Genomic DNA, 25,842 nt, shown 5'->3' with positions numbered 1-25,842 from the left:
GCTACAATGCTTGAGGTGTGCAATGTCATCGCAAAGTTGACTTTTCAAGGTTCATTTTCTGGTCGCACCCCTCCCCCATCATCCCCACCACTTCGCGAAACACGGCCGACGGCTGCCTGCGGAGCAGGTCGGCGGGGATTGTTTTGTGCTTTGCGCCGTTTGTGATGATGAGACGGCCGCTTTCCAGGCGGATGGACACGTTTTTGACGCGGTATGCGGTGATTTTGGACGCCTGATCCAAGTAGCGGGCGTCAAGGTCGAAGCGGATGCGGTCGGACAGCCGCCGCAGGATGCGCCAAAGGACGATTTCGTCGCTTGATTTCATGAACAGTTCCGGCAGTTCTTTCGCCTGTTTGAGCATGTTGAACGTCGTCATCGCATAGACGGCGATGCCGTAGCCGACGGGACGGATGACGTTTTGGAGAAAGTTCCAGCTTTCGACTTCGAAGCGAACGTATTCCTCATCGCTTCGTTTTGGCAGTTCGGCGATGGCCGAGCGTTTGACGATGTTCACGGCGGTGATTTTGCCAAAGCACGTGACCCCGTTTTGCGGGGCGGCTCCTTGTTTCGGGTAAAGGGCGATGTAGCGCGCGTTTTGCCAGCCTTTTTTCAGCTGCTTGACTGGGATGTGGTAGAAGCGGTGCTTCACGTAGGCTTCGTAATGCCGCGCGCTTGGCACCATGCCGACAAGCACATGCTCGTCGAATGCCGACCGCCATTCTTCGATGATCCCTTGCGGCAGGATGCCTTCTTGTTGCAGTTCTTCAGGATTGTTTTCGATCAACCGCTCGATGAACTGCTCGACCAGGCGGGTGGCGTTCGGCAAAAACGGCAGGCCGCCGATGTTGACGTCGTTGATGCTTTTGTACAGCGGGTGCGCTTGGTAGCTGTCTTCGTCATGCCACGGGAACAGCACGTAGGCGCCAAAGGCGGTGCGCTCGTATGGGCCGCCGCGGCGGGCGACAAGCGAATCGCGGTAGCGGTGCATCGTGTTGATGTCGTCTTCCATCGGGCCCGGCATTCCGTACCGTTTTTCATACGCGCTGCCGGAAACGGCGAAATCAAGGCGGTATTTGGCATCGAAAATGTAGTTGAACGTATAGTCTTTTCCCTTCTTTTCAATCGCCAAAACCGTGTCGGGCATTTGCGGGACGGTCGGCAGCCTCCCTTCGTACAGCTGGTACGTGAGCGTGATTCGCTCGCCCGTGTGCGGATGTTCGTACACTTGCTTGGCGGAGCGGGTTTTGTCGAGATGGACGAACAGCCCCAAGCGGTTCACTTGGATGACGTTTTGACTGATGAGTCTGTATTTTTTCCCGAGAAGTTGCCCGAGTTTTAGAAACGTCCAATACTCGTACAGCGTCGCCACGTCTTTGACGGACATTCGGTACAGCGTTCCCTGCAAGGCGAGGCCGCGGGTGATGAGGAGAAACAGCTGATAGGCGTCGCGGTAGCCAGGCGCCATTTGCAGGACGAGGCTCGCAACAGAGCGGTCAAGCCGCCCGATCGGCCGCCAAAAGGAGTGGCGGAGACGGGTTTCGAGCGCGCGGATCATCGATTGGATGCGCTCCAGCAAATCCGGATCCGGTTCTGTTTCGTACCGCTTTTGTTTCCCTTGCACGTGTTCGAACAAATCGCGCAGCTTCTCGACAAGGCGCGTCATCATCCATTTGACGAACCGGTTTTCGAGCGTGTCGTACGTCAGTTCTTGTTTCGCTTTGAGCCCCGATTGCGGCATGACGGTTCGACTTCCAATGTCGATGCCGCTTTTGACATCGCGGAACACATGCGGCCGCTTACGCAAATCATTCCGTCCTGCCGCATCCAAACGGCCGAGCTGGTCGCCGCGCACCCTCACATGGACGGTCGACAGTTGATGGTGCGGCTGCCGCTCGATATGGCGAATGGCCTGCAAAAAATCGCCGATATGCGCCTCCATAAGCCGGAAAAATTCGCTTCGGGACGGCGCGCCGCTGCGCTTCGCCTTCGCCCGCTGGTACGTGCGCTTGATAAAGTGAAACGCCAAGTTGTAAATTTCTTCGCTCACTTCATCAAGCAGCCGCTGGTAGTCTTGTTTGTAGGTCAATTTCGTCGGGAAAATTTCGATCGTCACGTCCAAAACGGAGCGGTGGCCGTCGCGGATTTCGAACGTCGACAGCCCGACTTCATTCGGGAAGTGAAGATTTCCCATCAACACCGCCTGTCCACCGATGTCAACACGGCTGATGGCGTTTCTCAGCGCTGGCGACTCATGGTAAAAGGAGAGCACCCGGTCGGTTTTCGGAACGACAAGCAGCTGATAGATGCCGTTTTCAAAGAAAATCGGGCGGTGGCCGCCCGACCAGTCGACAAGCGCCCCCGCGTCCACGTCAAACAGCTTGACGTTTCGCACCCCTTCGCCGCTTGCGAAAAACTCCATCGTCTCGTGGAAATCGAGGCGGCGGTACTGCTTGAGCCCTTCGTATTGTTCGTGGTACGGCTTTCCTTTGATTACGAGCGTGAGCTGTTTCGTTTCGATATGGACGAGCTCATAGTCGTCACGCCCCAAGCCAGAACGAAGTGAAGCCATCGTCCTCCAACCTCCGCAGCATGCGCCAAATTTTCTCCGCGCTTTTTGGATAGCGGGCGTACGACACATCAAGCGCACCGCTGTAGTCCCCGTCCGGTTCAAAACCGGCGCAAAGGACAAACAGCTGCTTGAGCGCCCGCTCGAGCCGCGCGTCGCTTCCTGAAAGGCGCGGCAACATTTTTTGCATGAGGCAATAGTCGAACGCCTTGTCAAATTCCATCAGCTTTCCTTCTTCGTTGTAAGCAAGATAAAAGCAGATTTCATCGCGGACGCGGTAGCCGATATGCGCCCCGAGCGGCTCAAGGATGCGGTTGATGTCCACGAGCTGTTTCGTCACCGTTTCAACAAGCTCTGGGCAGCGTGCGTACACATCTTTCAAATGCAAATACCGCGCCGCGAACAGCTCCTGCCCGACAGGTTGGGGTGCAACGGTCGGCACATCGCGCAAAAAGTCGAGATGGTCGAGACGGACACGGTTGAACTCGATCGTGTTCGCGCGGTCGAGCACTTTTTTGCTGAAGGGGTGGGTCGTCTCGTCCATGTTGACCGTGCCGATGATGTAGACGTTCGGCGGGAGAAAAAGGTCGCGCCCCGCCGTTTCTCGCGGCAGCAGCCGCGACGACGTGATGTGCCCATTTTCCCAGCGGCGGCTTTCCATGACGCTCAGCACATCGCTGAAGTAATGCTCGACGCGGGCGAGGTTCATCTCGTCCAACACGACGAAATACGGTTTGTCGGGATGGTTCTCGGCTTCGATGATGACGTTCGCAAGCGGCCCAGGCTTGAACTCGCCTTTAATGTCGACATAGCCAAGCAAATCGGAGCCGTCGTTCCAGTCCGGGCGGACGGGGATCAAGGCGAAGCGGCCGTTGTCTTCCGTGGCGCCGACGCTCTCGGCGAGCCATTGAACGATTTTCGTTTTCCCCGTTCCGGAAATGCCGGATAAGATGACAAACGGTTTCGTTTTTAATGAAAGAAAGAGGTTGGCCACTTCCTCTTTTGTGTAATAAAAACCTTTGGCGGATATGTATGAATGAATATGCTCAACCGCCTCCCGATAGGAAAAGGCCTGCTCGGGCGGTGTCATTGGTTCTGTTCGCTCTACATACTGTCGGTAATAATCGATCATCGTTTCGAGGTCGCGCGCGAGTTGTTCATCGGACGGCAAATCGTCAAACGAATAGGCGATATACGCCGCCACCGACCGTTCGTAGTCTTTCGCCCGTTTGCTTTCGCCAAGACGGATGTCATCATCGGTCCGCACGCGCTCTTCGGCAGGAATGAGTTGGCGGATGCCGCGCTTCACCCGCTCCATTTCGTCTTTCGGCGTCTCCGTCACTCCTTGGGCAAGCGTCAAATAGAGACGGCGCATATCTTCGCTGAACAAGTAGACGATATAATAGCCGCGCTGCGTTGAATCCGTCACTTCTTGGTCCATCACCGCCACCCACGGCACGTCGGTCCAATTCCCTTGACCGACCGACCCTTTCACCATATACCGGTCAGGCGGCAGAAACGGCAGCGCTTTCAACGCCTCTGGAATCGCCCGCGTCACTAACTGAAACGTCCGCCGCTCTTTCGACAGTTTTTCCTGTTTGTCTTGCTCGTAGATGGCCATCACTTCACGGAACAGATCGTGCAATGACATAAGAATAGCTCCTTCGTGCCGAAATGTTTTCTTCGTTTCTATTTTTCTTCTATTCTACTAAAAAATCAGCTCTCTTAACTAGTAGGAGAGCCACTTTTTCGAGCATTCACGGAGGAGAAGCGCGTTGAAGGAGCACATTCGTCTTGGTGATATCTCTCTTTCATTCTCCCCAAACGCCCGATCGGTTTGGGCGGCGATGAATATGGCGGGAGGCAAGGAAAAGCTCCTCATCGTAAGGGAGACAGAAACGCCTACGAGAAGATTCAAACCTCCATCGCACGGTTTAGGAAAGCGAGTGCATAGAAGAGCAAAAGATGTTTATGCTACACTAGGGATGAGAAATTCCGGCGCCGTTTTTCGGCGAATCGTTTGGAGGCGGCATTAGGCCGCAAGCAGATTTGTCAATATGGTTCAAGGGAGGAATGGAACGATGAGACCCCCCGCCCTATTTCTCGCTCACGGTTCGCCGATGTTGGCAATCGAAGACAATGCGTACACGGCGCTTTTGGGCAAACTCGGGGAAGGAATTCGCCCGCAGGCGGTCGTCGTCTTTACCGCCCATTGGATGACGCGCCAACCGACGGTTTCGGTGGTTGAGGGGACGTATGACATGATTTATGATTTTTCCGGATTTCCGCGCGAGTTGTATGAAGTGGTGTATCCGGCGCGCGGGTCGGTCGAGTGGGCGGAGCGCGTGCGGGAGCGCCTAGGCGGTGTGGCGGAAGTGGCCGTCGATCGGACCCGGGGGTTGGATCACGGTTCGTGGGTGCTACTCTACCGCTTATTTCCGAAAGCGGATATTCCGGTTGTGCAGGCGTCGGTCGTGCCGTGGTGGACGCCGAAGCAATTGTTGCAGCTCGGGGAAGCGCTGCGCCCGCTGCGGGATGAGGGCGTGATGATCATCGGAAGCGGCGGGACGGTGCACAATTTGATGGCGCTCCGTTGGGAAGGGCATGCGGAGGCGGACGAATGGGCCGTCGCATTTGATGATTGGCTTCTCAGCCGATCAGCCGCCCACAGTGAAGAGGTGTTCGAGTATGAGAACAAAGCGCCGTACGCCAAGCAGGCCGTGCCGACGCCCGAGCATCTCGCGCCGTACTGGATCGCCTACGGGGCCGGCGATCGCGGCGGGGCGCCGCGCGTGTTGTTCCGTGAGTACCAGTATGGGAGCTTAAGCTTGATGGCGGTGGCGTTTTAAGCGGAAAGCCCGCTCCCTGCTTCAACGCATGGGGCGGGTTGTTTCTTTGATCGAAAACAGCGTTGCTACTGCCCGGAGCACGTTTTATACGTTTGCCCGTTGCCACATGGGTCTTTGCGGCCAGTTTTTGGTGGAAGACGTGGAATGTTCTCAAAGAAAGGCCGTCCTTGAATCGCATCCAGACAGGACCGTTCCCTATTTCAATGCAAAAGGCGCTAGTCTTGTTCAACACGGCTACACATCTTGCAAATGATACTGTTTATAAATTTGGTTCTTCAACCTCGGATGCAAGTGGCAGCTGCACTCATCGGAAAACAACCGGTCAATCAATCCCTTGAATTCTTCCCGTCCGATCAACCGACGCTCATACGCGCAACATAAAATTCCTAAAGTTCCCGTATATTCGATGCCATAACTTTCACATGCATTGATGATCCTTTTTTCATTCGATGTGCATACAATCATATCTTGACCGGCAATGGCAATCAGTTCTGCATCATATTCGCTTAAACCTGTCCATTCTGTCAGCAGCTGATACATGAGCCCGTATCCCTCTTCCGTATGCAAAGAGACCGTTTCGTAATCGATTTGTCGCAAAGCCGTCCGGATATCGTCAGGAGTCTCATTCCACAAAATACTTTCGGGAACACACACTCGGCCAAACACTCTCGTCAGTAAATCCATCCTGTCCAACTCATAAAAATCGTTTAACACATTGTTGTCCACCACCGCTCTCTTTTTATAAAGCCCCCGTATTTTCTGAACATCCATGCTCCTTATACCATCCCTTGACCATTTCTCTAGCAGTCCGCAAATCGCATCCAAGGATTTCGCATACTTTGTTAATCGTAATGCTCCCCTCAAAATACGCCTGTTTCACAAAATAGGTCAGTTTGCGGTTTTTGGGAATATACTCGATTGGAGCGGGTTCTTGTTCTTTATATCCTTGCTCCCGCAACGTTTTTCGCAAATGGCCGTACGTCCTTCCGGAAATGTATTGTTCATCCAATAAGGCCCTCATGAAGGCTTCAGCACTGACAAAAAATTGGCGCTTAAGCTCCATAATCGTTTCAAGGGTAACATATCGTTTAAAATAATAAGCATATTCCCGCAACTGTTCGCGAGGAATAAGAAAGTAGCTTGCAAACAACGTGGCGACTTTTTCATTGATTTCCCTTCTTGCGCTGCTGTAAGTAAGAGAGCTAAGATCACTTCGGTACTCCTCGCGATGAAAAATAAGATGGCCAAGTTCGTGAATGACGCTGAACCGTTTTCGTTCCTCAGGTATTTCGTCGTGATCATTAAGGAAAATAAAAGCTCCTTTTTCCTCGGAGTAAGCCGATAAACCATCAATTTTTTTATCAATCGTTTTCAACGCGATGACATGTATACCATGGCGCTCTAAAACCGCATAAATATCGCTTGGGATCACATGATCAAGGCCAAACATTTTCCTCGTTTGTTCCGCTGCTTGTCGAATAATGGTTTTATGCTCCTCCGTTAACTCATGATCAACGAGCTTTACTTTATACGTCGGGGGCAAATAAGCAACACTAGCCTCTCCAAAAGAGGCAAGCAGCTCATAATAATCATCCATGATCCGATTCACTTGATTTTGATCAATCAGACGAAAGTTTTCTTTAGGGTTATCCGCGCGAAACATGAAAGAAGACATTGGTTCACGCTGATCGTCTGAAGAAACGATCAAATCCTTCATCGGGATATTCAAGTGTCGCGACAGAAGAAATAATTTTGCACTGTCAGGAATTTGTTCCCCTTTTAAATATTTGGCAATCGTTTGTCTCGTCACGCCCATCAATTCGGCTAAATCTTGATTCTTCAACCCCATCTCTTTTTTGACCCGATTTAGATTTTTCGCGATCGTTTGTTTAATCTCCATCATCACACCTCCTTTGTGTTAATTATTTTTAACACAAAATAGAGTCATAAACCGATATTAATGTTAATTTTTATTAACCTTTTCTTTTAACATACCATATCGGGTTGGCATCAATCAACTTTACCATTCATTTTGGGAATAAGCATTGTACATTATTGGTAAACGTTTTCAAATAGGTTTAAGTCTTTGTTAAGCAACAAGCCCGCCTCTCGCTTCCATGCGCGAAGGCAGGCTGTTTTTTTAGCCAAAGTACGTGTACTTGCTTTTCGCAGCACTTTTCTACTTTTCCCGCTGCCGATTTCGCCCGTAGTATCGGCTGGGCGTCGACGTTCAGCTAGCCTCACGACGGGTTCACGATTTCTGTTTTATAATAAGAATACCAATGAAAACACTGACAGCGACAGCGGCCGCAACGATGGTGATCGGCAGCCAGTCAGTGGCAAAAGATGAATACGTGATCATTTCAGCCATAGCAGCGCCCCTCCTTTATCCATCATAAACGAAATCCCGCCAGATTTGAAACTGTTGTTCCTTCTCGCAAACTCGCTTGTTTGATATACTAGAGTGGAAGGAGGTGAAGAGGGTGGAAGAAAAAACGATATTGGCGCAAATTTTGCAAGTGCTGGATTTGTACGCGTCCGATATGCGCAAGCAGTTCGAAGCGCTCCATGAGAAATTCGACTCGCTCCAACGCCAAGTCCAAGCGTTGAGCGAACAAACGAACACGATGAACAAACGCATCGAAGACATGGACAAGCGCATCGAAGACATGGACAAGCGCATGGAAGGAATGAATGGACGTGTGGAAGGAATGGACGGACGCATCGAGGAGATGGATGGACGGTTTGAGCGGCAGATCGCCCAGTTGGAGCGCACCGTGAATGAACGGTTCGAACGGCTCGAAGCGAAACTCGGCCACATCCGCGTCGAACTAGTTGAAACACAAGAAACGGTCGACTTCCACTCCGTCAAAATCGCCCAGCACGATCGAAAAATCCGCCATTTGCTTCACGCTCGATAAATCCTCCACTGCCATCATGCCCCCGCCCTGATGGAAGGGCGGGGGCGTTCGCATCAAGAAAGCTCTCGGGCAAGGTCGGCCGCCAAGGCGGCGTTGTTTTTCACTAAGGCGATGTTTGCTTGCAAGCTTTTGCCTCCGGTTAATGTTTTCACACGGTCAAGCAAAAACGGGGTGACCGCTTTGCCGGTGATGTGCTGCTTTTCTGCTTCCTTAAGCGCTTGTTCGATGATGGCGGTGATATACGACTCCTCGAGCTCCTCTTCTTTTGGGACAGGATTGGCGATCACAACACCGCCGTTTAACCCAAGCTTCCATTTCGTTTCGATGAACTGAGCGATTTCTTCTGCGCTGTCGAGGCGATAGTCGACGCGAAACGGGCTCGTCCGCGAATAGAACGCCGGCAGGACGTCCGTCTGATAGCCGATGACCGGAACGCCATGCGTCTCGAGGTATTCAAGCGTCAAGCCTAAATCCAAAATTGATTTCGCCCCGGCGCAGACGACCGCGACGTTGGTGCGCGAGAGTTCCTGCAAGTCAGCCGAGATGTCCATCGTCTGTTCGGCGCCGCGGTGCACGCCGCCGATGCCGCCGGTCGCAAATACGCGGATGCCCGCCATCTGGGCGCAAATCATCGTCCCCGCCACGGTCGTCGCCCCGTGTTTCTTCATGGCGACGACATACGGCAAGTCGCGGCGGCTCACTTTTTCTACATCGCGGCTTGTCCCGAGCTGTTCAAGTTCGTCTTCGGTCAACCCGATTTTGATGTTTCCGTTTAAAATGGCGATCGTCGCCGGCACGGCGCCGCGGTCGCGGATGATCCGCTCGACGTCTTTCGCCGTCTGCACGTTTTCCGGATACGGCATGCCATGCGAGATGATCGTTGATTCTAAAGCGACAATCGGCTTTTTTTCGGCCTTCGCTTGAGCGACTTCTTCGGAAAAGACGAGAAAATCATTCATCACTTCGTTCCCCCTTCGCGAAAATACCGCTCATAGGCGGCTTGCAACAGGTGTTCATTCAAAGCGGGATGCACCGTTTCGGCCGTTTGCAGCGTAAGCGCCGCGCTGCTCATCCCAAAGCGGCAGGCGTCTTCCACCGTATGTCCGCCTAAGACGCCGTACAAAAATCCAGCCGCAAAGGCGTCGCCCGCTCCGGTGGCGTCGGTGACTGTTACGTTTGGCGCCGCGAGCGTCCCTGTTTCCCCTTGCTTGGCGGCGTACGCAACGCCGTTTGCGCCGCGGGTGATGACAACGTTCTGGGCGCCGGCGTGAAGGATCGCTTTCATGATGTCGCCCGTATGCCCATCTTTTCCCACAAATGCCTTCGCCTCCGCTTCATTCGTGACAAACCACGTCACACCAGACAAATCGCTGGGCAATCGCTTCACTTTTGGAACCGACACCGTCACAACACAAAGCGGGATGTCCTCTTGGCGACATTGTGCGAGCGCCGCACGAATGACATCCTCCGGGAAATTCGTGTCAAGCACGACCGCAGAAATCGGACCGAGCCGAGTCCATTGCTGCTTTAGCCATTCTTCCCCCACTGTATCATAAATGGCCATATCCGCCAAGGCGAGAACCATCTCGCCGCGTTCATCGAGCACCGCTGTATACGTCCCGGTGTTCGCTTTTGGCGTTCGCATGATGAAGCTCGTATTGACATATCGGCTCGTCACGTCAATGAGCCACTGTCCATCGCGATCATCGCCAACGGTGCTGACGAGCGAAACAGGTTGAGCAAGCCGCCCTAAGTTTTCGGCGATGTTTCTCGCCACCCCACCCGCGGTTTGCGTCGTGGTGACGGGATGAGACGTGCCGAGCCGAAACGAAGTGAGCAACCGCGCCTTTCGGTCGACGTTCGCCCCGCCAATGCAGACGATCGAGGCCGTTTGCCGCATGCCTTTTCCCTCCTTCCAATAAGCACCGCTGCGCCCTTTCCTCTGCCATCAAAAAGAAAACGGTTTCGAAAAAGCGGACGCGGGGTATGTCAAAGCACTACGGCCATTGTATCATATTCCGTCCGGCATAACGAAAGCATCCCGCCAACATGACGGGATGCCGATGTTCGAACGTTTAGTTTTTGTACGCACAATACGGACGCAACTTGACACCGATCAAGCTGCCAAGGAAAGCAAAGACAAACCAAATCCAACCATGGACGCTGAAGGAAGCGATGCCGCTGAAATACGCGCCGATGTTGCAGCCGAACGCCAACCGGGCACCGTATCCCATCATCAATCCACCGATGAGTGCACCGATTGTCATGCGCGTCGGCCGCTTCCATTGCACGGGTTTCGCATAGCGGCCAGCGAGCGCTGCGGCCAATAAGGCGCCGAACATTAAGCTAATGTCCATGACCGTCGTTGTATCGTAGTAGAGCGGATTGGCGAGCGCCTGCCGTTTCGCCTCATCTTGCCAATACGCCCAAGCCGTCGGATCGACACCAAATAGCTGCACGAACTTCGCTCCCCAAAGGGCGAATGCGGATGTGATGCCCCACGGCGAACCTTTGAACATGAGAACAAGCACGTTCATCAGCGCCAATAATAACGCGCCAACCAACAATGACCATGGGCCTTTGTAAATGGTTTTCCATCCGTGGCGGTGTTCAAGCGGTGTCGTCAACAGCTTGCCGTGGCGCCGCTTTTCCATCACCGTCACGACATAATAGACAACCGCCAGCAAAACAAGTTGCAGCAGAAAGCCGCCCCATGCACCAAACGAAGCAATAAGCGAAATCGGATCGACGTGCGGCATACGCATCCAAACATCAAAATGCGTCGTCGCAATGACCGATCCAGCGATAAACCCGATCAAGGTGACGACACCGTTCGTATCACCGCCGCCAATATGGTACAGCGTCCCGGACGCGCAGCCGTCACCCAGCTGCATGCCGATCCCGAAAATAAAGGCACCAATCATGACAGCAATGCCGACTTCATGCACATTCCCAGCAACGGAATGGCCGAATATCGATCCTTTTATCAGCAACGGCAAAAACAACGCACTTGCCACCGCCATCATGACCATCTGTGCTCGAATGCCTTCCCCTTGACGGTACAAAATGAATTTCCGCCAGGCCGAAGTAAAACCGAAATGGGCTTGATAAAGCACAAAGCCGCCAAACGCACCCAGCACGTACAAAAGCGCCTGTTGCCAAGACACGCGGCTATATAAGAACAGTGCTCCGCCGATTAACACAAAACAGGAGACCGCAATGATCCATGCGGTTGGATTTTTCGGGGCGTTCGCTGCTTGTTTCGCGCGAACGTCTCGTTGTTGTGCGGTCACTTCCACGATGCGTTCCCCCTTTTGTTTTGGTTGATGAACGTATTCTATAATACTATAAAACCAATTGATTTGCTACGATTTAAACTAAAAAGTTTCAATGTTGCGGCCGGTCGGGTATAATAGCAGACGAACATTTTCTTCGGAAGGAGATGACCATGTGGAACGAGTTTAAAAAATTCGCCGTCCGCGGCAATGTCATCGACTTGGCCGTCGGGGTCATTATCGGCGGGGCATTTGGCAAAATCGTGTCTTCGCTCGTCAATGACATCATCATGCCGCTCGTCGGCTTATTGTTGGGAGGCATCAATTTCAGCGGCCTGTCGTGGAAAGTCGGCAAAGCGGAAGTGAAATATGGGGCGTTTATCCAAACGGTCGTCGACTTTTTGATCATCGCGTTTTCGATTTTCCTGTTTGTGAAATTGATCAACACGCTGTATGAACGGGTGAAAAAGCAGGAAGAGGTGAAGGAAACCGCGCCGACGCTGACGAAAGAGGAGGAGCTATTGACAGAAATTCGCGATTTGTTAAAGCAGCAGCGGGAAACGCTGTGAAAGCCTGTCTCGGAGGTGGACAGGCTTTCATGGCGCTGAAACTTCTCAATCGGGTTGATGGAATGGCGGCGAACCTGAAAATCGCAGCCACCCCATCGATGTCCGTTTTCATCGAAGCGCCGCACTCCCGTCAAAGCAGCCAATATGCGAGCGGCGCGGTGAGGATGAGCGTCAAGACGGTGCGTTCGAACCAGATGACCAGCAGCCTCGGCAAGCTGAGCGGAATTTCTGTAGATAAAATGCATGGAATGACAGCGGAAAAGAATAGGATCGCCGAGACGGATACAACAGCAATAATGAATTTTGTGACAAGCGGAGCTTCGGTGACAAGCAAAGCGGGCAAAAACATTTCCGCGATTTCAATGGCCGAAGCTTTCGCAGCCAACAGCGGTTCAGGGATTTGCAACAGAAGGGTGAATGGGTAGAACAGGTAGCCCAACCAGTCAAACAACGGCGTATATTCAGCGAGCAACAGCCCGATCAGTCCGACTGACATAATGGACGGCAAAATGCCCATCGTCATGATGAAGCCATCTCGCAAGTTCTCCCATATGTTTGTCCCAATCCCTTTTGACTGCTCTACCGCCCTCATCGCTTCAGCCCAAGCTTGTTTCATATAGTTGCCCGTTACTTTTTGCTCGGGATCCCCCTTGCCGTCGTAGTATTCATCGCTCATGCGGCTTAGCGGCCAAATCCGAGCGGTGAACGCTGTAACGGCAAACGTGACAAGAAATGTCACCCAAAAATACGTATTCCAGATTGGCATGAGCCCCAATGTTTTCGCCACAACGACCATAAATGTCACGGATACAGTGGAAAAGCCGGTGGCGATGATCGCCGCTTCTTTCACGGTATATTTGCCTTCTTTGAACACTTTATTAGTGATCAATAACCCAATGGAGTAGCTGCCGACAAAGGAAGCGACGGCGTCGATCGCCGAACGGCCCGGCGTTTTCCAAATCGGCCGCATGACGGGTTGCATCCACACACCGACAAATTCAAGCAGCCCGTAACCAACAAGAAGAGCGAGAAAAACCGAGCCAATCGGCACAAGGAGACCGACGGAAATGACGAGTTTGTCATACAAAAACGGCCCCATATTCGGTTGAAACAGCCACGACGGACCGATGTGAAACACAAGCATGACCGCCGTGATCAGTCCTAGAACTTTCAACAGTGAAAAAACGGTTGTCACAGCATCTTTGTTCCACGTTTTTTTGTAAAACGGATAAACGGCACCGAGAGCGATCACGATCAGAGCATAATAAGGAACAAGTGCTGAAAACTGGGTGCGAATCCATGTCACAATATGATCGAGCAAAATCGATGATGTGCCGCCGATGGACACCGGGACGAAAAATACGAAAATGCCGATGGCGCTAAAGACGAAAAACTTCCATGCCCCGCTGGCCGGCGTTGGCGTCGGCACGGATGGCGCTATATTTGTATCCGCTTTCATCTTTCTCCACCCCCATTGTCCTTTTTACCCCAACTTGCGCGGCCGGAAGCATAGCCGCTTCCGGTCGCCAAACGCTTCGACGAAAGAACGTTTCCCTTTTAGATGCACACCTTGCCTTCTTTCACCACCACCCCCCCGCCTTTGATCACCGTCTCAACATGGTTGACTCCGTAATGGTACATGATCTGCACATAATTCGGAACGTTGAACATGACCAAATCCGCCTTCTTCCCCGGCTCGAGGCTGCCGACAAGATGCGCGCGGCCGATGGCGTGGGCGGCGTTGATCGTGGCGGCGGCGATGGCTTCGGCCGGGGTCATGCGCATATGCAGGCAGGCCAAGGTCATGACAAGCGGCAGCGAGACGGTCGGCGACGAACCAGGGTTGCAGTCGGTCGCCAAAGCGACGGGAACGCCGGCGTCGATCAAACGGCGGGCATCGGCGGCTTTTGTCATTAAGAAAAAGGCGGTGCCGGGCAAAAGGACGCCGATGACGCCACGATCGGCCATGCGGCGGATTCCTTCGTCCGACGCCCGAAGCAGGTGGTCGGCGGAGATGGCGCCGACTTCGGCTGCCAGTTCCGCCCCGCCATACGGCTCGATTTCATCGGCGTGGATTTTCGGCGTCAAGCCGTGCGCTTTCCCTGCTTCCAAAATGAGGCGGGCTTGTTCAGGCGTAAACACGCCGCGCTCGCAAAAGACATCGTTGAACTCGGCCAACCCAAGGCGGGCCGCTTCGGGAATCATCTCGTCGATGACAAGGCGGACGTATTCATCCGGATCGTGCTTCCACTCCGGCGGAACGGCGTGGGCGCCAAGAAACGTGGAGACGATATCGACCGGGTGGGTGTCATCGAGACGCTTGGCGACGTTAAGCTGCTTGATTTCGTGCTCAAGGCTTAACCCATAGCCGCTTTTTGCTTCGACGGTCGTGACCCCATGAAGCAAAAACTGATCGAGCCGTCGCTTGCTTTCCTCATACAACATCTCTTCCGACGCCTCGCGCGTCGCTTTTGTCGTGGCATGAATGCCGCCGCCGGCGTTCATGATTTCCATGTACGTCGCTCCATGAAGGCGCATCGTCCATTCGTGTTCGCGGCTGCCGGCGTAAACGAGATGAGTATGAGGATCGACAAGCCCAGGCGTCACCGTTTTGCCCTTAGCGTCAATGACTTCCGCTTCGGCGAGCCGATCGGCAAATTGGCGGGCCAGTTCATCGTCCGCACCAACCGCCACGATCGTGCCATGTTCGATCCAGACGCTGCCGTTTTCGATGATGCCTAGATCGCTCATCTTCTCCTTGACGAGCGGAGCCGCGGAGCTTCCCGCCAGCGTCACGAGCTGGCGGGCGCGGCGGACAAAAAGCGGGCGCATAGGCGGTTCTCCTTTCTATTTCAACATCGGCATATCGATGCCTTTTTCTTTCGCCGTCCGGATGGCGAGCTCATAGCCGGCATCGGCGTGGCGGACCACACCAAGCCCCGGGTCGGTCGTCAACACCCGTTCCAACCGTTTTTCCGCCTCTTTCGTGCCGTCGGCGACGATGACCATGCCGGCGTGAATCGAGTAGCCCATGCCGACGCCGCCGCCGTGGTGAACCGACACCCAGCTCGCGCCGCCAACCGCATTCAACAGCGCATTTAAAATCGGCCAGTCGGCGATGGCGTCGCTTCCGTCTTTCATTCCTTCCGTCTCCCGGTTCGGCGAAGCAACGGAGCCCGAATCCAAATGATCGCGACCGATGACGATCGGCGCTTTCAGCTCGCCTTTGGCCACCATGTCGTTGATGATTTTGCCAAATTTCGCCCGCTCGCCGTAGCCGAGCCAACAAATGCGCGCCGGCAGCCCTTGGAATTGAATGCGTTTTTGCGCCATGCGAATCCAATGGCAAAGCCGCTCATTGTCGCGAAATTCACGCAAAATGACTTCATCGGTTTTGTAAATATCCTCAGGATCGCCCGAGAGCGCCACCCAGCGGAACGGCCCTTTTCCTTCGCAAAAGAGCGGGCGGATGTAGGCCGGCACAAAGCCCGGGAAGGAAAAGGCGTCGTCCACCCCTTCGTCTTTTGCCACTTGGCGGATGTTGTTGCCGTAATCAAACGTCACCGCCCCTTGCTTTTGCATCGCCAGCATCGCCCGCACATGCGCGGCGATCGACTGTTTTGCACGGGCGATGTACTGCTTCGGATCGCGCGCCCTGAGTTCGGCGGCCTCATCAAGCGTAAGGCCAGCCGGGATGTAGCCGTTTAACGGATCATGGGCGGACGTTTGATCGGTCAAGACGTCCGGAACAAAGCCCATTTCGACGAGACGCGGCAACACTTCAGCCGCATTGCCGACAAGGCCGATTGACAGCGCTTTTTTCTCTTCCTTCGCTCGTTTCGCCATCACAAGCGCCGCCTCCAAGCTGTCGGTCATCGTGTCGAGGTATTTCGTATCAAGGCGGCGCTGAATGCGGGCCGGATCGATTTCGACAGCGAGGCAGACGCCGCCGTTCATCGTCACCGCGAGCGGCTGCGCCCCGCCCATGCCGCCAAGGCCGGCGGTTAGCGTGATCGTCCCGGCGAGCGTGCCGCCAAAGTGCTGGCGTGCCACTTCAGCAAACGTTTCATACGTTCCTTGAACGATTCCTTGGCTGCCGATGTAAATCCAGCTGCCAGCCGTCATTTGTCCGTACATGATCAATCCTTTTTTGTCGAGCTCATGGAAATGATCCCACGTCGCCCATGCGGGCACGAGGTTGGAGTTGGCGATCAGCACGCGCGGGGCGTCCGGATGCGTGCGAAATACCGCCACCGGCTTGCCGGATTGAATGAGCAACGTTTCATCGTTTTCTAAACGAAGAAGGGTGTCCACAATCGCCTCGTAACATTCCCAGTTGCGCGCCGCCTTGCCGATGCCGCCGTAGACGATCAATTCATCCGGCCGCTCGGCGACATCGGGATGCAAATTGTTGTTCAGCATCCGCAGCGCCGCTTCTTGAATCCACCCTTTCGCCCGCCGCTCAGTTCCCGCGGGCGGGCTGACGGTCCGTTTTTCTGCCATCGTCATCCTCTCCTTTTTCCTCTTTGCTTTTCATTGTAAGGGAGCGAAGAAGGAGAAGATAGGCGCACGTCTTTTAAAAGTGATCACATTTTTTTGAATTTTCTATTTCCTCTCCGTTTTATTTGTTCATTTTTTTCGATATCGATCCATTTCTTTTGAAATAGACGCCCCCCCTCTCGCCCGCGATCCGGCAAGGCTGCGCTTTGTCACAGACAAAACCGCCTACCGCGGCGATGGCGGTTTCGGCCGTTGTTCGTCGCGGTAGGCGGTCGGCGTCTCATTCAGTTCGGCTTTAAAGACGCGCGTCAAATAATGGGCGGTGCGAAACCCGGTTTGTTCGGCGATTTCTTTGATCGACAAGTCCGTCTGCCGAAGCAGCCGCTTCGCTTCCTCAAGCCGCCGATTCGTCAGCCACTGGCGAAACGTCACGCCCCGCTTTTTCGACAACAAATGGCTGAAATACGCGGGACTGCGCCCGGCAGCGGCCGCGACCCGCTCAAGCGTGAGCGACGGATCGCGAAAATGCGCCTCCATATAGCGGAGGCCGCGCTCCACGGCGTCGACGCGCGCATCTTCCTCGGCCTGCTTGGCCTCATGGAACAACCGATATAAAAATAAAATCAATTCTTGAACGATGCGATACAAGACGGGATTGTACAAAATGTCTTGAAAGATGCGCATATATTCCCGCTCGGTTCCGCCGCGGTCAAGGCCGTATGTTTTCATAAACCGGCGGATTTGCGCCAAGATGCTTGTCAGCCGCGTCCGCACCATCTCCGGACTCGGAAACGGCGGCGACCAGTGCCAAAACTCGCGCTGCAGCCACCGTTTCACCGCTTCGTGGTCGAACCGCTCGAGCATCTCGATCCATTGCCGCTGCTCCTCGGGCGTCAAAAACGGATCGAGCTCACGCCACTGTTCGTATTCCGAAGCGGGAGCGATCACTTGGCGATAGCCAATGAAAAACGTCGTCTCGAGCAACCGGCGCGCCGCTTGGTATTGCGCGCGCACCGTCCTCCGGCCATCAGGCGGCATCACGACAACCGCGAGCGGCTCATGATGATCTTCCTCCCAATCGCGCAGCAACTTCCACGCCTCTTCTTTCCCGTCGCCCGGCAAATCGGGAAGCAGGCAAACCGCCATACGGGTGAGCGGCAATACACGCGCCCGTCCGCGAAACGGGTAATCCATCAAGAAACGGATCACTTCTTGAGACAAAGCGGGCTGTTCCGCCTGCACGAGCCATACATGCGCGGAGGCCGTGGAAGGAACATCGCAAAATAAGGAGCGGTAATCGTCGTGATGGGCGTCCAACCCCGTCGGCAAGCCTGGACGCCCCGGGGAACGCGACGCCGCCGTCCGCAGCGCCTGCTTCAGCTTGGCGGGCTCAAGCGGCTTCACAAGCAAATCGACGCATTGCCAGTCGATGGCTTGTTTCGCCCGCGCAAACGTCGCTTCAGCCGTTGCGGCAATCACCCGCTGGCAAAACAAGCGGACGTGGGCGGTCGCCTGCGGCCATCGTTCATACGGAATCATATCGAGTTCGACGTACAACAGCTCCGGCGCCTCCCGCTCCAAGACGGCCATCATCTCCTCCACGGTGGCTGCCGTATACACCCGCTCAATCGGCAAGGAATACGCGGACACGAGCCAGCGGATCGCTTCCCGTTCTTTGTCATCCCGTTCGGCAATGACCAATTTCACGTTCTCACCGCCTTGGCTGCAAGCGTTGAAAATGAAGGAGCGCCTCCATGCAAAAGGCGGCCGCCAACGCCACCGTTTTTCCGCCTTCATCCAAGAGTGGATTGACTTCGCAAAGGTCGACGCTGATCGTTTTCGGATGGGAAACGATTCGGCGGATGAGAGCGCGCGCCAGAGACGGGGCGAGCCCAAACGGCGACGGCGCGCTCACCCCCGGCGCGGCGGCCGCGCTGATGGCGTCCATGCAAAAGGTGAGCATCACCGCATCATGATCGGCGGCAAATTTCTCAATTTGTTCATAGGCAGCCTCGATCGGCCCTGCGGTCAGCTCGTCTTCCAGCATGTAACGGCACCGATACGTCTCGGCGTCTGCAAACAGCGCCGCCGTATTGCCGAGCCGCTGAATGCCAAGGCAGAAGTAGCTCACTTGATCGTCTTGATCCAATATTTGCCGAAACATCGTCCCGGATGTCGGCCCGTCATCATACGGCCGCAAGTCGAAATGGGCGTCAATGTTGAGGATGCCAAGGCGGGCATCCGTCCCGAGCGCTTCGCGAACGCCCAAGTAATGGCCGTACGCCGTCTCATGGCCGCCGCCGATCACGATAGACGCCATGTTGTGTTGCAGCAGGCGGGCGACCGCCTTCCCAAGTTCAGTCTGGCTTTGTTCGAGCCGTTCATCGACGCAAACGACATCGCCTGCGTCATAGACAACGACCCCTTCCGGAAGATGCCAAGGCAGGCGGGCGAGCGCGGCTTTGACGGCAGCGGGCGCCTCTTTCGCCCCTTGGCGTCCTTGGTTGCGGCGCACGCCTTCGTCGCACGCAAACCCGATGAATGCCGCCGCTCGTTCTGCCGCTGTCTCCAATGGTTGGGACAAGTCGAGCAAGCGAATGCGCTGATGAAGACGAAACGCCCGTTCATCGCTCACGCTGTCAATCCGTCCCGTCCAACGGCCGGCGTCTGGCGGTTGATACATAAGACCCTCTCCTTTCCATCATCGGTATTGTCAAAAGTTTATCCTCCACACTCACGGTTTTCTCCTGAGTTTCAACCGTTGGAAGAAAAAAAGCTTGCCACCCCCGTTGTTTTCGGCCATCATTGAGGTAACCACACACTCAACAGCCCAAACAAAGAAGGAGTGACAAGCTTGTTACCTCAATTATTAGCCTATTTGCTTCAAATCATCAAGGCCCAATATCAAATCATTGTGTATTTGATGGGTGTGATCGTGGGAAAATCCCTGAATCGTAAGGACTTGGACGAACTCGTCCAAAAACCGTACCGAAAACTTCAGGTCGATGACCTTCCGATCATCGATGTGCCGGAAACCTTTGATTACCGGAAGCTGTTGGCGGACTACGAAGCCCAGCACGGACGTCCTTTGCGGCCCATCCAGCGCCGCGCGAAGGCGAAACACCGTGTTCCGGATTCGTTGACCTGCCCTCGCTGCCAGGCTCCCTCTTCTTACCTGTACGCCAATAACGGCGGAAACGGGCAATACCAATGCAAAGTGTGCCAGTGCCGGTTCAACCACCGGAACCGGTTCACCAAGCAAGCGGTCTTTCGCTGCCCGCACTGCAAAAAGACGCTGGAAAAAATCAAGGAACGCAAAGAATACCACATCTATAAGTGCAAGAACAACGATTGCCCGTTTTACCAGGCCAACCTTCGCCGGATGACCAAGAAGGAGCGCCAACAGTTTCAACAGGATCCTCAAGCCTTCAAGGTGCGGTATTTGTTTCGAGAGTTCTTGTTTGACTTTCTCCCGTTGGCTTCCTCGTCGCCCATCCAACCGAAGGTCGATTTGTCCCGGCTGGCTGCGTCGCCGCACGTGTTGGGGCTCGTGTTGACGTACTACGTCAACTTTGGGATGTCCTCGAGGGAGACCGCCGCCGCCATGAAGGACATCCATGGCGTCTCGATCTCCCATCAGACGGTGCTCAACTACGCCAACAGCGCCGCGCTTTGGATCAAGCCCTTTGTCGACCGGTTCCCGTATGAGCTGTCCGGTTCGTTTTGCGGGGACGAGACGTATATTCGCGTCAAAGGGCGCTGGCATTACCTGTTCTTTATGTTCGATGCCGTCAAAAAGATCGTGCTGTCGTATCGCGTCTCGCCCAACCGAGACACGCTCTCGGCCATCCAGGCCATCGATGATGTCCTGCGGAAGCTGCCGTCCCTCCCAGACGACTTGTCGTTTGTCGTGGATGGCAACCCGATTTACCGGCTGGCGCAACACTTCTTCGCCCAGCACGGGATTTCGTTTGACGTCCGCCAGGTGATCGGCCTAACCAACGAAGATCCGGTCTCGGAAGAGTTTCGCCCTCTCAAACAGATCATCGAGCGATTCAACCGGACCTTTAAAGGCAACTACCGCCCGACCCATGGGTTTGGTGCGGAAGAAGGCTCGGTGTCCTTTGTGACGCTGTTTGTGGCGTATTTCAACTTCCTGCGCCCGCATAGCGCACTCGAAGGCCGGGTCCCGGTCGTCATCCCGGAACTGGCGGATCTTCCGCATATGCCGGCCCGGTGGACGAAGCTCATCGCCATGGCACAAGCGTTTCTCCAACAAGAGGCGGCCTGACTTTTTTGTCCGCCGGAGCCCGTTGAACAGAACTCCTGCCGGATTCGGCGAAGCGAACCCTTGACCAACCGAACACCGCCAAAGGTAAAATTCGGTCATGGCAAGGGCGGCTTTCTTATTGCCTTCTTTTTGTCCCCGTCGCCCTTGATGACTCTTCCGCACCTTTGGCGGGTGTTGGTCAAGGGCGAATCCGGCCCTCCGCATGCCCCACGATGCTCAATGGGATGATCTGTGTGGAGTTTTCATAGAACTTTTGACGCTACCCCATCATCCGCTGTTTGTTTCTTTCGCCGCCGCTTTGCCGTACTCCTCCCTTGCGCACGAAAAAGAGGAAATCGCCGCCGTTTGGCGAATAAAACATCCATGAGCTCATTTCGCTCACCACCCGATGAAAATCGCTGCTTTAGGATCCATGATGTTCACCGAAACGATCCGCGGGCGGCGTTTTGCCCTCCATCCGGGCATGAAAATGACCCTATTTTCATGGAAACGCAATGGATGACAGAAAGGATGTTCGAGATGAAGCCAATTACCAACTTGCATGACGTCATTGCCGGAAAAAGCGCGCCGCCGCCGTGCGATGAGACGATCGGCGTCCGCCTGGCGGAAGCCCGGGACGGCTATGCGAAAGGGGTATGGACGATCCATGAATCGCTCCTCAACGGCAACGGGGTGATCATGGGCGGGTTCGTCGGAGCGGCGGCGGATATTCTCATGGCGTATGCGGTGACCACCTTGCTTCGCGATGACCAGCTGCACGCGTCCATCAACTTGCAGACGACGTTTCACCGCCCCGCGGCGGCAGGGGAAGCTGAAGTGGAAGCGCGAGTGGAAAAGTTCGGGAAAACTGTCGCCTACGTGACTGCCGTCGTCCGGCAAAACGGCAAAGAAGTGGCGAGCGCGACCTCCTCGGTGCTGATTATGGATAAACCGTAAAAAAGCGCTTTCGTTTATGGAAGGGACGTGAAACGCTGGCGCCGAGGCAGACGCCAAACCGGTCCAACTGAATCGGGCTGTTGGCAGCAGCCATGCCTAGAAGCGTTCGATCGGCAACCTGTTTCGCCCCGCCATCCAAGGATGAACATGTCACTTGTGAAGATGTCCGCTTTTTCCCAAGCGGGATCGAGCGCAACGAGCGAAGCGCCGGAGAAAGCGCTGTCAAAAACAGCCGCCCTCCGGCGCTTTTCGTTTGCTTGTCATCCCTGGACAAACGTTTTCGGCATGACGACCGCGACGACTTGACCGCGGGCGCACAGTTCGCCGTTGGCGAACACCTCGGTGTCCACTTGCCATTTTTTCGGGTGAATCTCCGTCACCGTTCCGACGGCGACAAGCGGCACGCCATGCGGCGTCGGCTTGACAAAGTCGACGTGAAGCGACGCGGTGACAAAGCGCGGCGGCGTTTCCCCGCTTCCCGGCTCATGGCCGTTTTTCCGATGCAAGGCGAGCGCCGCCGACCCGGTGCCATGGCAGTCGATGAGCGAGGCGATCAGCCCGCCGTACACAAACCCAGGGATCGCCGTATGTTCCGGGCGCGGCGTATAGACGGTCACCGTTTTGTCTCCGTCCCAGCCGGTGCGGAAATGATGGCCTTGCTCATTCAGCCGTCCGCAGCCATAGCACCAGGCAAATTCATCCGGGTAGTCGTCTTGAATGGCGTGGATAACTTGCGGCTCCATCTGTTCTCCTCCTCTCCCCTTTACCTATACGCGGTGCACTCCCTATTTTCCTTCTTGCACGGCAAAAGGCGGCCATACCGATGGCCGCCTTCCCCTTCGTTCATTGCGCCGGCTCGTAAAACTCGATCCATTCGCCGTCCGGGCCAAGGAAAAATAAGTATTTCGCCCCGTTTGGGAGCGTTGTAATTTCATCCCACACTAGCGGGACGCCGAGCGACTGAAGCCGTTCTTTTTCCTGCTCGATGCCTTCGACCGTAAACGCCACGTGGTGCACTTTTCCTTCCGTCGGCAAATCCGGGTTGTATCCTTCGATCAGCTCGACGACGATCGAGCCGTCAATCCCTAAAAACGCCAATTTCATCGTTCCGTTCGTATGAATCATTTCGTCGAGCAGCTCCAGGCCGACGACGTTTTGATAAAACGCTTTCGATGTCTCGATGTCCTTCACTTGAATGCCGACATGCTCAAATTTTTTGACTGCCATTCGTCCTCTTCCTTTCTATGACTCCATTAACCATACAGCTTGTAAATACGGCGTCATCCGCATTGGAAAAACCCCTTTTTTCCCAAGCTCTGTCCATATGTAGCGATCAAGGGCGTACGGTCCGTCCGCCTTCCATTCGTCCGCCTCGCTGTCGGTCAACAACACTGAAAAGGTTGTCCCTTGCGCTTTCCCATACAAGTGGGTATATCCGCCCCCGCGGTCGACATAAACCGCCGCTTCAGGGTCAAACCGAATCAGCTCCGCCTGCACGCAGCGCATGACATGAACGGCGAACGCAGCGGCACGGAGATGAGCGGCCATGCAAGCTCGGATCGACATGTCCCTCTTCACTATTTCCCCCTTCACCCCCTATCGACAAAAACCCCTTTCGCCTCGGAATGATGCGAAAGGGGGCAGCCGTTCTTATCATCCAAAGCGAGACCGCTTTGCGGGTGTTAGCACCTTGCCGGCGGCAGGTTGCTGTGGGGTCATCAAGCCCGTTCTCTCGCCCACTCTTGATAAGACGTATGATCATTTGTCTTTCATGTTACCATATCGAATCCCATAGAAGCAATCGCTTTTTTGTTTATTCCGCCACTTCTGGTTGCTCGGACGTGACGCCGACATCTTTCCACGTCAGCTTCGAGCTCGGGTCAACCGTAAAGTTGGCGACACGGTTGTTGACCGCATAGATGGCGGAACGATACAACGTTGGGATGACCGGCACTTCTTCGTTCATTAGCTTTTGCCACTCGCTGTAAATTTTCCGGCGATACTCCTTGTCAAACGCCTGCTCGGAATGGCCTTTTTCCAGCAGCTCATCATTTTTCTCGTTCACCCAACGCGAGTAGTTGAACATGACGTTGCGGCCGTACAGACCGTACGGGTCGACGTCCGTTCCCGTTGCCCAAGCGGCAGCGTAAACATCCACTTTCGGGTCATCTTTTTCAACCATGTCATAGAACGAGTTGAACTCCGCCAGACGGCCGTCCACCAATTGGACATCCAAGCCAACGTCTTTCCAGCATTGCATGTAAAACTTCGCCAACGGCTCGGCAATATCGCCGCCGCTCATCGCCAAAAAGTTGATCGTAAACTTTTTGCCGTTCGGATCTTCGCGCAAGCCGTCGCCGTCCACATCTTTATAGCCGGCCTCATCAAGCAGCTGTTTTGCTTTTTCCGGATTATACGTGTACCCTTTGATCGAGCTGTCATGGTATCCCGGGAACGACGGCGGGATCAGCGTGGTCGCCGGGAAGCGCAAGCCGTGGTACAAGTGATCAGCCACTTCTTGGTTGTTGATGGCGTACGCCATGGCTTGGCGCAGCTTTTTGTTCTGGAATTTCGGATTGTCCATCACATTTTCTTGCTTTTTCGCATCCCAATGACCGAGTTTAACATCTTTCCGAAAGAAGTCTCCCACTTCGAAACGAAGTGAAAGTGGGAGATGAATTTTGGTTAGGTATAGCCTAAAGTTGTCTCTTTTTTTGTGTGTTATGATACAATCAGTTTTAGAAAAAATATATCGAAAATCAAGGTATGAAGTGATGTGGTGTCGATATGGCAAACAAAGCCTATCAGTTCCGTCTATACCCAACAAAAGAACAAGAACAACGGCTCGCCAAAACCTTCGGCTGTGTCCGTTTCGTTTACAACAAAATGCTTGAAGAACGCATACAAATGTATGAAAAGTTCAAGGACGATCAAGAATCCTTGAAACAGCAAACATTTCCGACCCCTGCCAAGTACAAAAAGGAGTTTCCTTGGCTAAAAGAAGTGGACAGCCTTGCGCTGGCAAACGCCCAATTGAATTTGCAGAAAGCATTTCAACACTTCTTTTCTGGCCGCGCTGGATTTCCCAAGTTCAAAAACCGCAAGGCGAAACAGTCGTACACCACAAATATGGTAAATGGCAACATCAAGCTTTCAGATGGCTATATCAAGCTGCCCAAACTGAAATGGATCAAGCTCAAGCAACATCGGGAGATTCCTGCCCACCATATCATCAAGTCTTGTACGATCACGAAAACCAAAACAGGAAAATACTATATTTCTATTCTCACAGAGTACGAACATCAACCTGCCCTAAAAGAAGTGCAAACGGTTGTTGGGCTTGATTTTTCCATGAGTACGTTGTATGTCGATAGCGAGGGTAAGAGAGCCAATTATCCTCGATTCTATCGCAAAGCATTGGAAACATTAGCGAAAGAACAGCGTAAATGGTCTCGTAAAAAGAAAGGCTCGAATCGTTGGCACAAACAGCGTCTGAAAGTAGCGAAGCTGCATGAGAAAATTGCGAACCAACGAAAAGACTTTCTGCATAAGGAGTCGCACAAATTAGCGAAACGGTATGATTGCGTGGTCATCGAAGACCTCAACATGAAGGGAATGTCCCAAGCCCTCCATTTCGGTCAACGCGTTCATGACAACGGCTGGGGCATGTTCACCTCTTTCCTTCAGTACAAGTTGGCCGAACAGGGGAAGAAGCTGATCAAAATCGACAAATGGTTCCCCTCGTCCAAAACGTGTTCGTGCTGCGGTCGAGTCAAGGAGTCTCTATCGCTTTCTGAGCGTACATTCCGCTGTGAATGTGGATTCGAGAGCGACAGGGACGTCAATGCGGCCATCAATATCAAACGTGAGGGCATGAAACGATTGGCGATCGTCTAACTTGTCCTCGAACCGTGGGGCACACGGGGATCGCTCGG

At 54.2% G+C, this 25,842-nt stretch carries 22 protein-coding genes, 1 pseudogene and 1 riboswitch; of the genes and pseudogenes, 6 read left to right on the top strand and 17 right to left on the bottom strand.

Going from position 1 to position 25,842, the window contains the following annotated elements; translation table 11 throughout:
• Positions 1-25: 25 nt before the first annotated feature.
• The gene (locus tag QWV57_RS06635) at positions 26-2,569 is read right to left on the bottom strand and encodes a restriction endonuclease-like protein (RefSeq protein WP_301101464.1); all 2,544 of its coding nucleotides are present in this window, start codon (positions 2,567-2,569) and stop codon (positions 26-28) included.
• Positions 2,538-4,217, bottom strand: a complete 1,680-nt coding sequence (locus QWV57_RS06630; RefSeq protein ID WP_020756107.1) for an MrcB family domain-containing protein — start codon at positions 4,215-4,217, stop codon at positions 2,538-2,540. Before QWV57_RS06630 ends, QWV57_RS06635 begins: the two co-directional genes overlap by 32 nt.
• 430 nt (positions 4,218-4,647) lie before the next feature.
• On the opposite strand from QWV57_RS06630, the gene QWV57_RS06625 reads away from it, so the two are divergent.
• A complete protein-coding gene (locus QWV57_RS06625) occupies positions 4,648-5,415 on the top strand; it encodes a DODA-type extradiol aromatic ring-opening family dioxygenase (protein WP_033006288.1) in 768 nt (255 codons plus the stop codon).
• 234 nt (positions 5,416-5,649) lie between these two features.
• Here the strand turns inward: QWV57_RS06625 and QWV57_RS06620 are convergent, their stop codons facing one another.
• The gene (locus QWV57_RS06620; protein WP_223810896.1) at positions 5,650-6,141 is read right to left on the bottom strand and encodes a PIN domain-containing protein; all 492 of its coding nucleotides are present in this window, start codon (positions 6,139-6,141) and stop codon (positions 5,650-5,652) included.
• Between the two features lie 13 nt (positions 6,142-6,154).
• Entirely contained in the window at positions 6,155-7,315 is a 1,161-nt protein-coding gene (locus QWV57_RS06615) for a helix-turn-helix domain-containing protein (RefSeq protein ID WP_033006286.1), read from the bottom strand.
• A gap of 583 nt (positions 7,316-7,898) precedes the next feature.
• On the opposite strand from QWV57_RS06615, the gene QWV57_RS06610 reads away from it, so the two are divergent.
• Positions 7,899-8,336, top strand: a complete 438-nt coding sequence (locus QWV57_RS06610) for a hypothetical protein (protein WP_021321283.1) — start codon at positions 7,899-7,901, stop codon at positions 8,334-8,336.
• 53 nt (positions 8,337-8,389) lie between these two features.
• Here QWV57_RS06610 and QWV57_RS06605 read toward each other — a convergent pair whose 3' ends face one another.
• The 3 genes from QWV57_RS06605 to QWV57_RS06595 all read right to left on the bottom strand — a co-directional run bounded on the left by QWV57_RS06605 (position 8,390) and on the right by QWV57_RS06595 (position 11,635).
• A complete protein-coding gene (locus tag QWV57_RS06605) occupies positions 8,390-9,295 on the bottom strand; it encodes a pseudouridine-5'-phosphate glycosidase (protein ID WP_301102025.1) in 906 nt (301 codons plus the stop codon).
• On the bottom strand, positions 9,295-10,236 hold the full coding sequence (locus tag QWV57_RS06600) for a carbohydrate kinase family protein (RefSeq protein WP_301101458.1): 942 nt from the start codon (positions 10,234-10,236) through the stop codon (positions 9,295-9,297). Before QWV57_RS06600 ends, QWV57_RS06605 begins: the two co-directional genes overlap by 1 nt.
• 175 nt (positions 10,237-10,411) lie before the next feature.
• A complete protein-coding gene (locus QWV57_RS06595; protein WP_301101456.1) occupies positions 10,412-11,635 on the bottom strand; it encodes a YeeE/YedE family protein in 1,224 nt (407 codons plus the stop codon).
• A 149-nt stretch (positions 11,636-11,784) separates the two neighbouring features.
• On the opposite strand from QWV57_RS06595, the gene mscL reads away from it, so the two are divergent.
• Complete coding sequence (gene mscL / locus QWV57_RS06590; RefSeq protein ID WP_015374498.1) at positions 11,785-12,180, top strand: large conductance mechanosensitive channel protein MscL; 396 nt, start codon at positions 11,785-11,787, stop codon at positions 12,178-12,180.
• A gap of 130 nt (positions 12,181-12,310) precedes the next feature.
• Here the strand turns inward: mscL and QWV57_RS06585 are convergent, their stop codons facing one another.
• The 5 genes from QWV57_RS06585 to hutG all read right to left on the bottom strand — a co-directional run bounded on the left by QWV57_RS06585 (position 12,311) and on the right by hutG (position 19,363).
• The gene (locus tag QWV57_RS06585; protein ID WP_060788839.1) at positions 12,311-13,639 is read right to left on the bottom strand and encodes a YjiH family protein; all 1,329 of its coding nucleotides are present in this window, start codon (positions 13,637-13,639) and stop codon (positions 12,311-12,313) included.
• A 98-nt stretch (positions 13,640-13,737) separates the two neighbouring features.
• Positions 13,738-15,012 (bottom strand): imidazolonepropionase, encoded by a 1,275-nt coding sequence (gene hutI / locus QWV57_RS06580; protein ID WP_060788840.1) that lies wholly within the window; start codon positions 15,010-15,012, stop codon positions 13,738-13,740.
• 15 nt (positions 15,013-15,027) lie between these two features.
• The gene (hutU, locus tag QWV57_RS06575; RefSeq protein ID WP_190300090.1) at positions 15,028-16,683 is read right to left on the bottom strand and encodes a urocanate hydratase; all 1,656 of its coding nucleotides are present in this window, start codon (positions 16,681-16,683) and stop codon (positions 15,028-15,030) included.
• Between the two features lie 222 nt (positions 16,684-16,905).
• Positions 16,906-18,387: a helix-turn-helix domain-containing protein gene (locus QWV57_RS06570; RefSeq protein WP_129447478.1), complete on the bottom strand. Its 1,482-nt coding sequence runs from the start codon at positions 18,385-18,387 to the stop codon at positions 16,906-16,908.
• A gap of 4 nt (positions 18,388-18,391) precedes the next feature.
• A complete protein-coding gene (gene hutG / locus QWV57_RS06565) occupies positions 18,392-19,363 on the bottom strand; it encodes a formimidoylglutamase (protein WP_129447477.1) in 972 nt (323 codons plus the stop codon).
• Positions 19,364-19,534: 171 nt separating this feature from the next.
• Between hutG and QWV57_RS06560 the strand changes: the two genes are divergently transcribed.
• Together QWV57_RS06560 and QWV57_RS06555 are read left to right on the top strand one after the other, a co-directional pair.
• The gene (locus QWV57_RS06560) at positions 19,535-20,971 is read left to right on the top strand and encodes a DDE-type integrase/transposase/recombinase (protein WP_060789010.1); all 1,437 of its coding nucleotides are present in this window, start codon (positions 19,535-19,537) and stop codon (positions 20,969-20,971) included.
• A 519-nt stretch (positions 20,972-21,490) separates the two neighbouring features.
• A complete protein-coding gene (locus QWV57_RS06555; protein WP_081133113.1) occupies positions 21,491-21,907 on the top strand; it encodes a PaaI family thioesterase in 417 nt (138 codons plus the stop codon).
• Here the strand turns inward: QWV57_RS06555 and QWV57_RS06550 are convergent.
• The 5 genes and pseudogenes from QWV57_RS06550 to QWV57_RS06530 form a co-directional block, all read right to left on the bottom strand.
• Entirely contained in the window at positions 21,891-22,133 is a 243-nt protein-coding gene (locus QWV57_RS06550) for a hypothetical protein (protein WP_133051538.1), read from the bottom strand. The genes QWV57_RS06555 and QWV57_RS06550 overlap by 17 nt on opposite strands.
• Positions 22,134-22,167: 34 nt before the next feature.
• Positions 22,168-22,650, bottom strand: coding sequence for a PaaI family thioesterase (locus QWV57_RS06545; RefSeq protein ID WP_060788845.1), 483 nt, complete (start codon positions 22,648-22,650; stop codon positions 22,168-22,170).
• Positions 22,651-22,750: 100 nt separating this feature from the next.
• Positions 22,751-23,134 (bottom strand): VOC family protein, encoded by a 384-nt coding sequence (locus QWV57_RS06540; RefSeq protein WP_015374489.1) that lies wholly within the window; start codon positions 23,132-23,134, stop codon positions 22,751-22,753.
• Between the two features lie 15 nt (positions 23,135-23,149).
• Positions 23,150-23,473: a hypothetical protein gene (locus QWV57_RS06535; protein WP_015374488.1), complete on the bottom strand. Its 324-nt coding sequence runs from the start codon at positions 23,471-23,473 to the stop codon at positions 23,150-23,152.
• Positions 23,474-23,554: 81 nt separating this feature from the next.
• Positions 23,555-23,659: riboswitch (SAM riboswitch) on the bottom strand.
• A gap of 61 nt (positions 23,660-23,720) precedes the next feature.
• Positions 23,721-24,530: pseudogene (locus QWV57_RS06530) on the bottom strand (ABC transporter substrate-binding protein); the annotation flags it as partial.
• A gap of 164 nt (positions 24,531-24,694) precedes the next feature.
• Here QWV57_RS06530 and QWV57_RS06525 point away from each other — a divergent pair.
• A complete protein-coding gene (locus QWV57_RS06525; RefSeq protein ID WP_301101449.1) occupies positions 24,695-25,804 on the top strand; it encodes an RNA-guided endonuclease InsQ/TnpB family protein in 1,110 nt (369 codons plus the stop codon).
• Positions 25,805-25,842 lie beyond the last annotated feature (38 nt).

It is taken from the genome of Geobacillus zalihae (genome assembly GCF_030414215.1).
Lineage (GTDB): Bacteria > Bacillota > Bacilli > Bacillales > Anoxybacillaceae > Geobacillus > Geobacillus zalihae.
The sequence above is the reverse complement of the archived record's forward strand: the minus strand, read 5'-3'. Positions and strand labels throughout refer to the sequence as shown.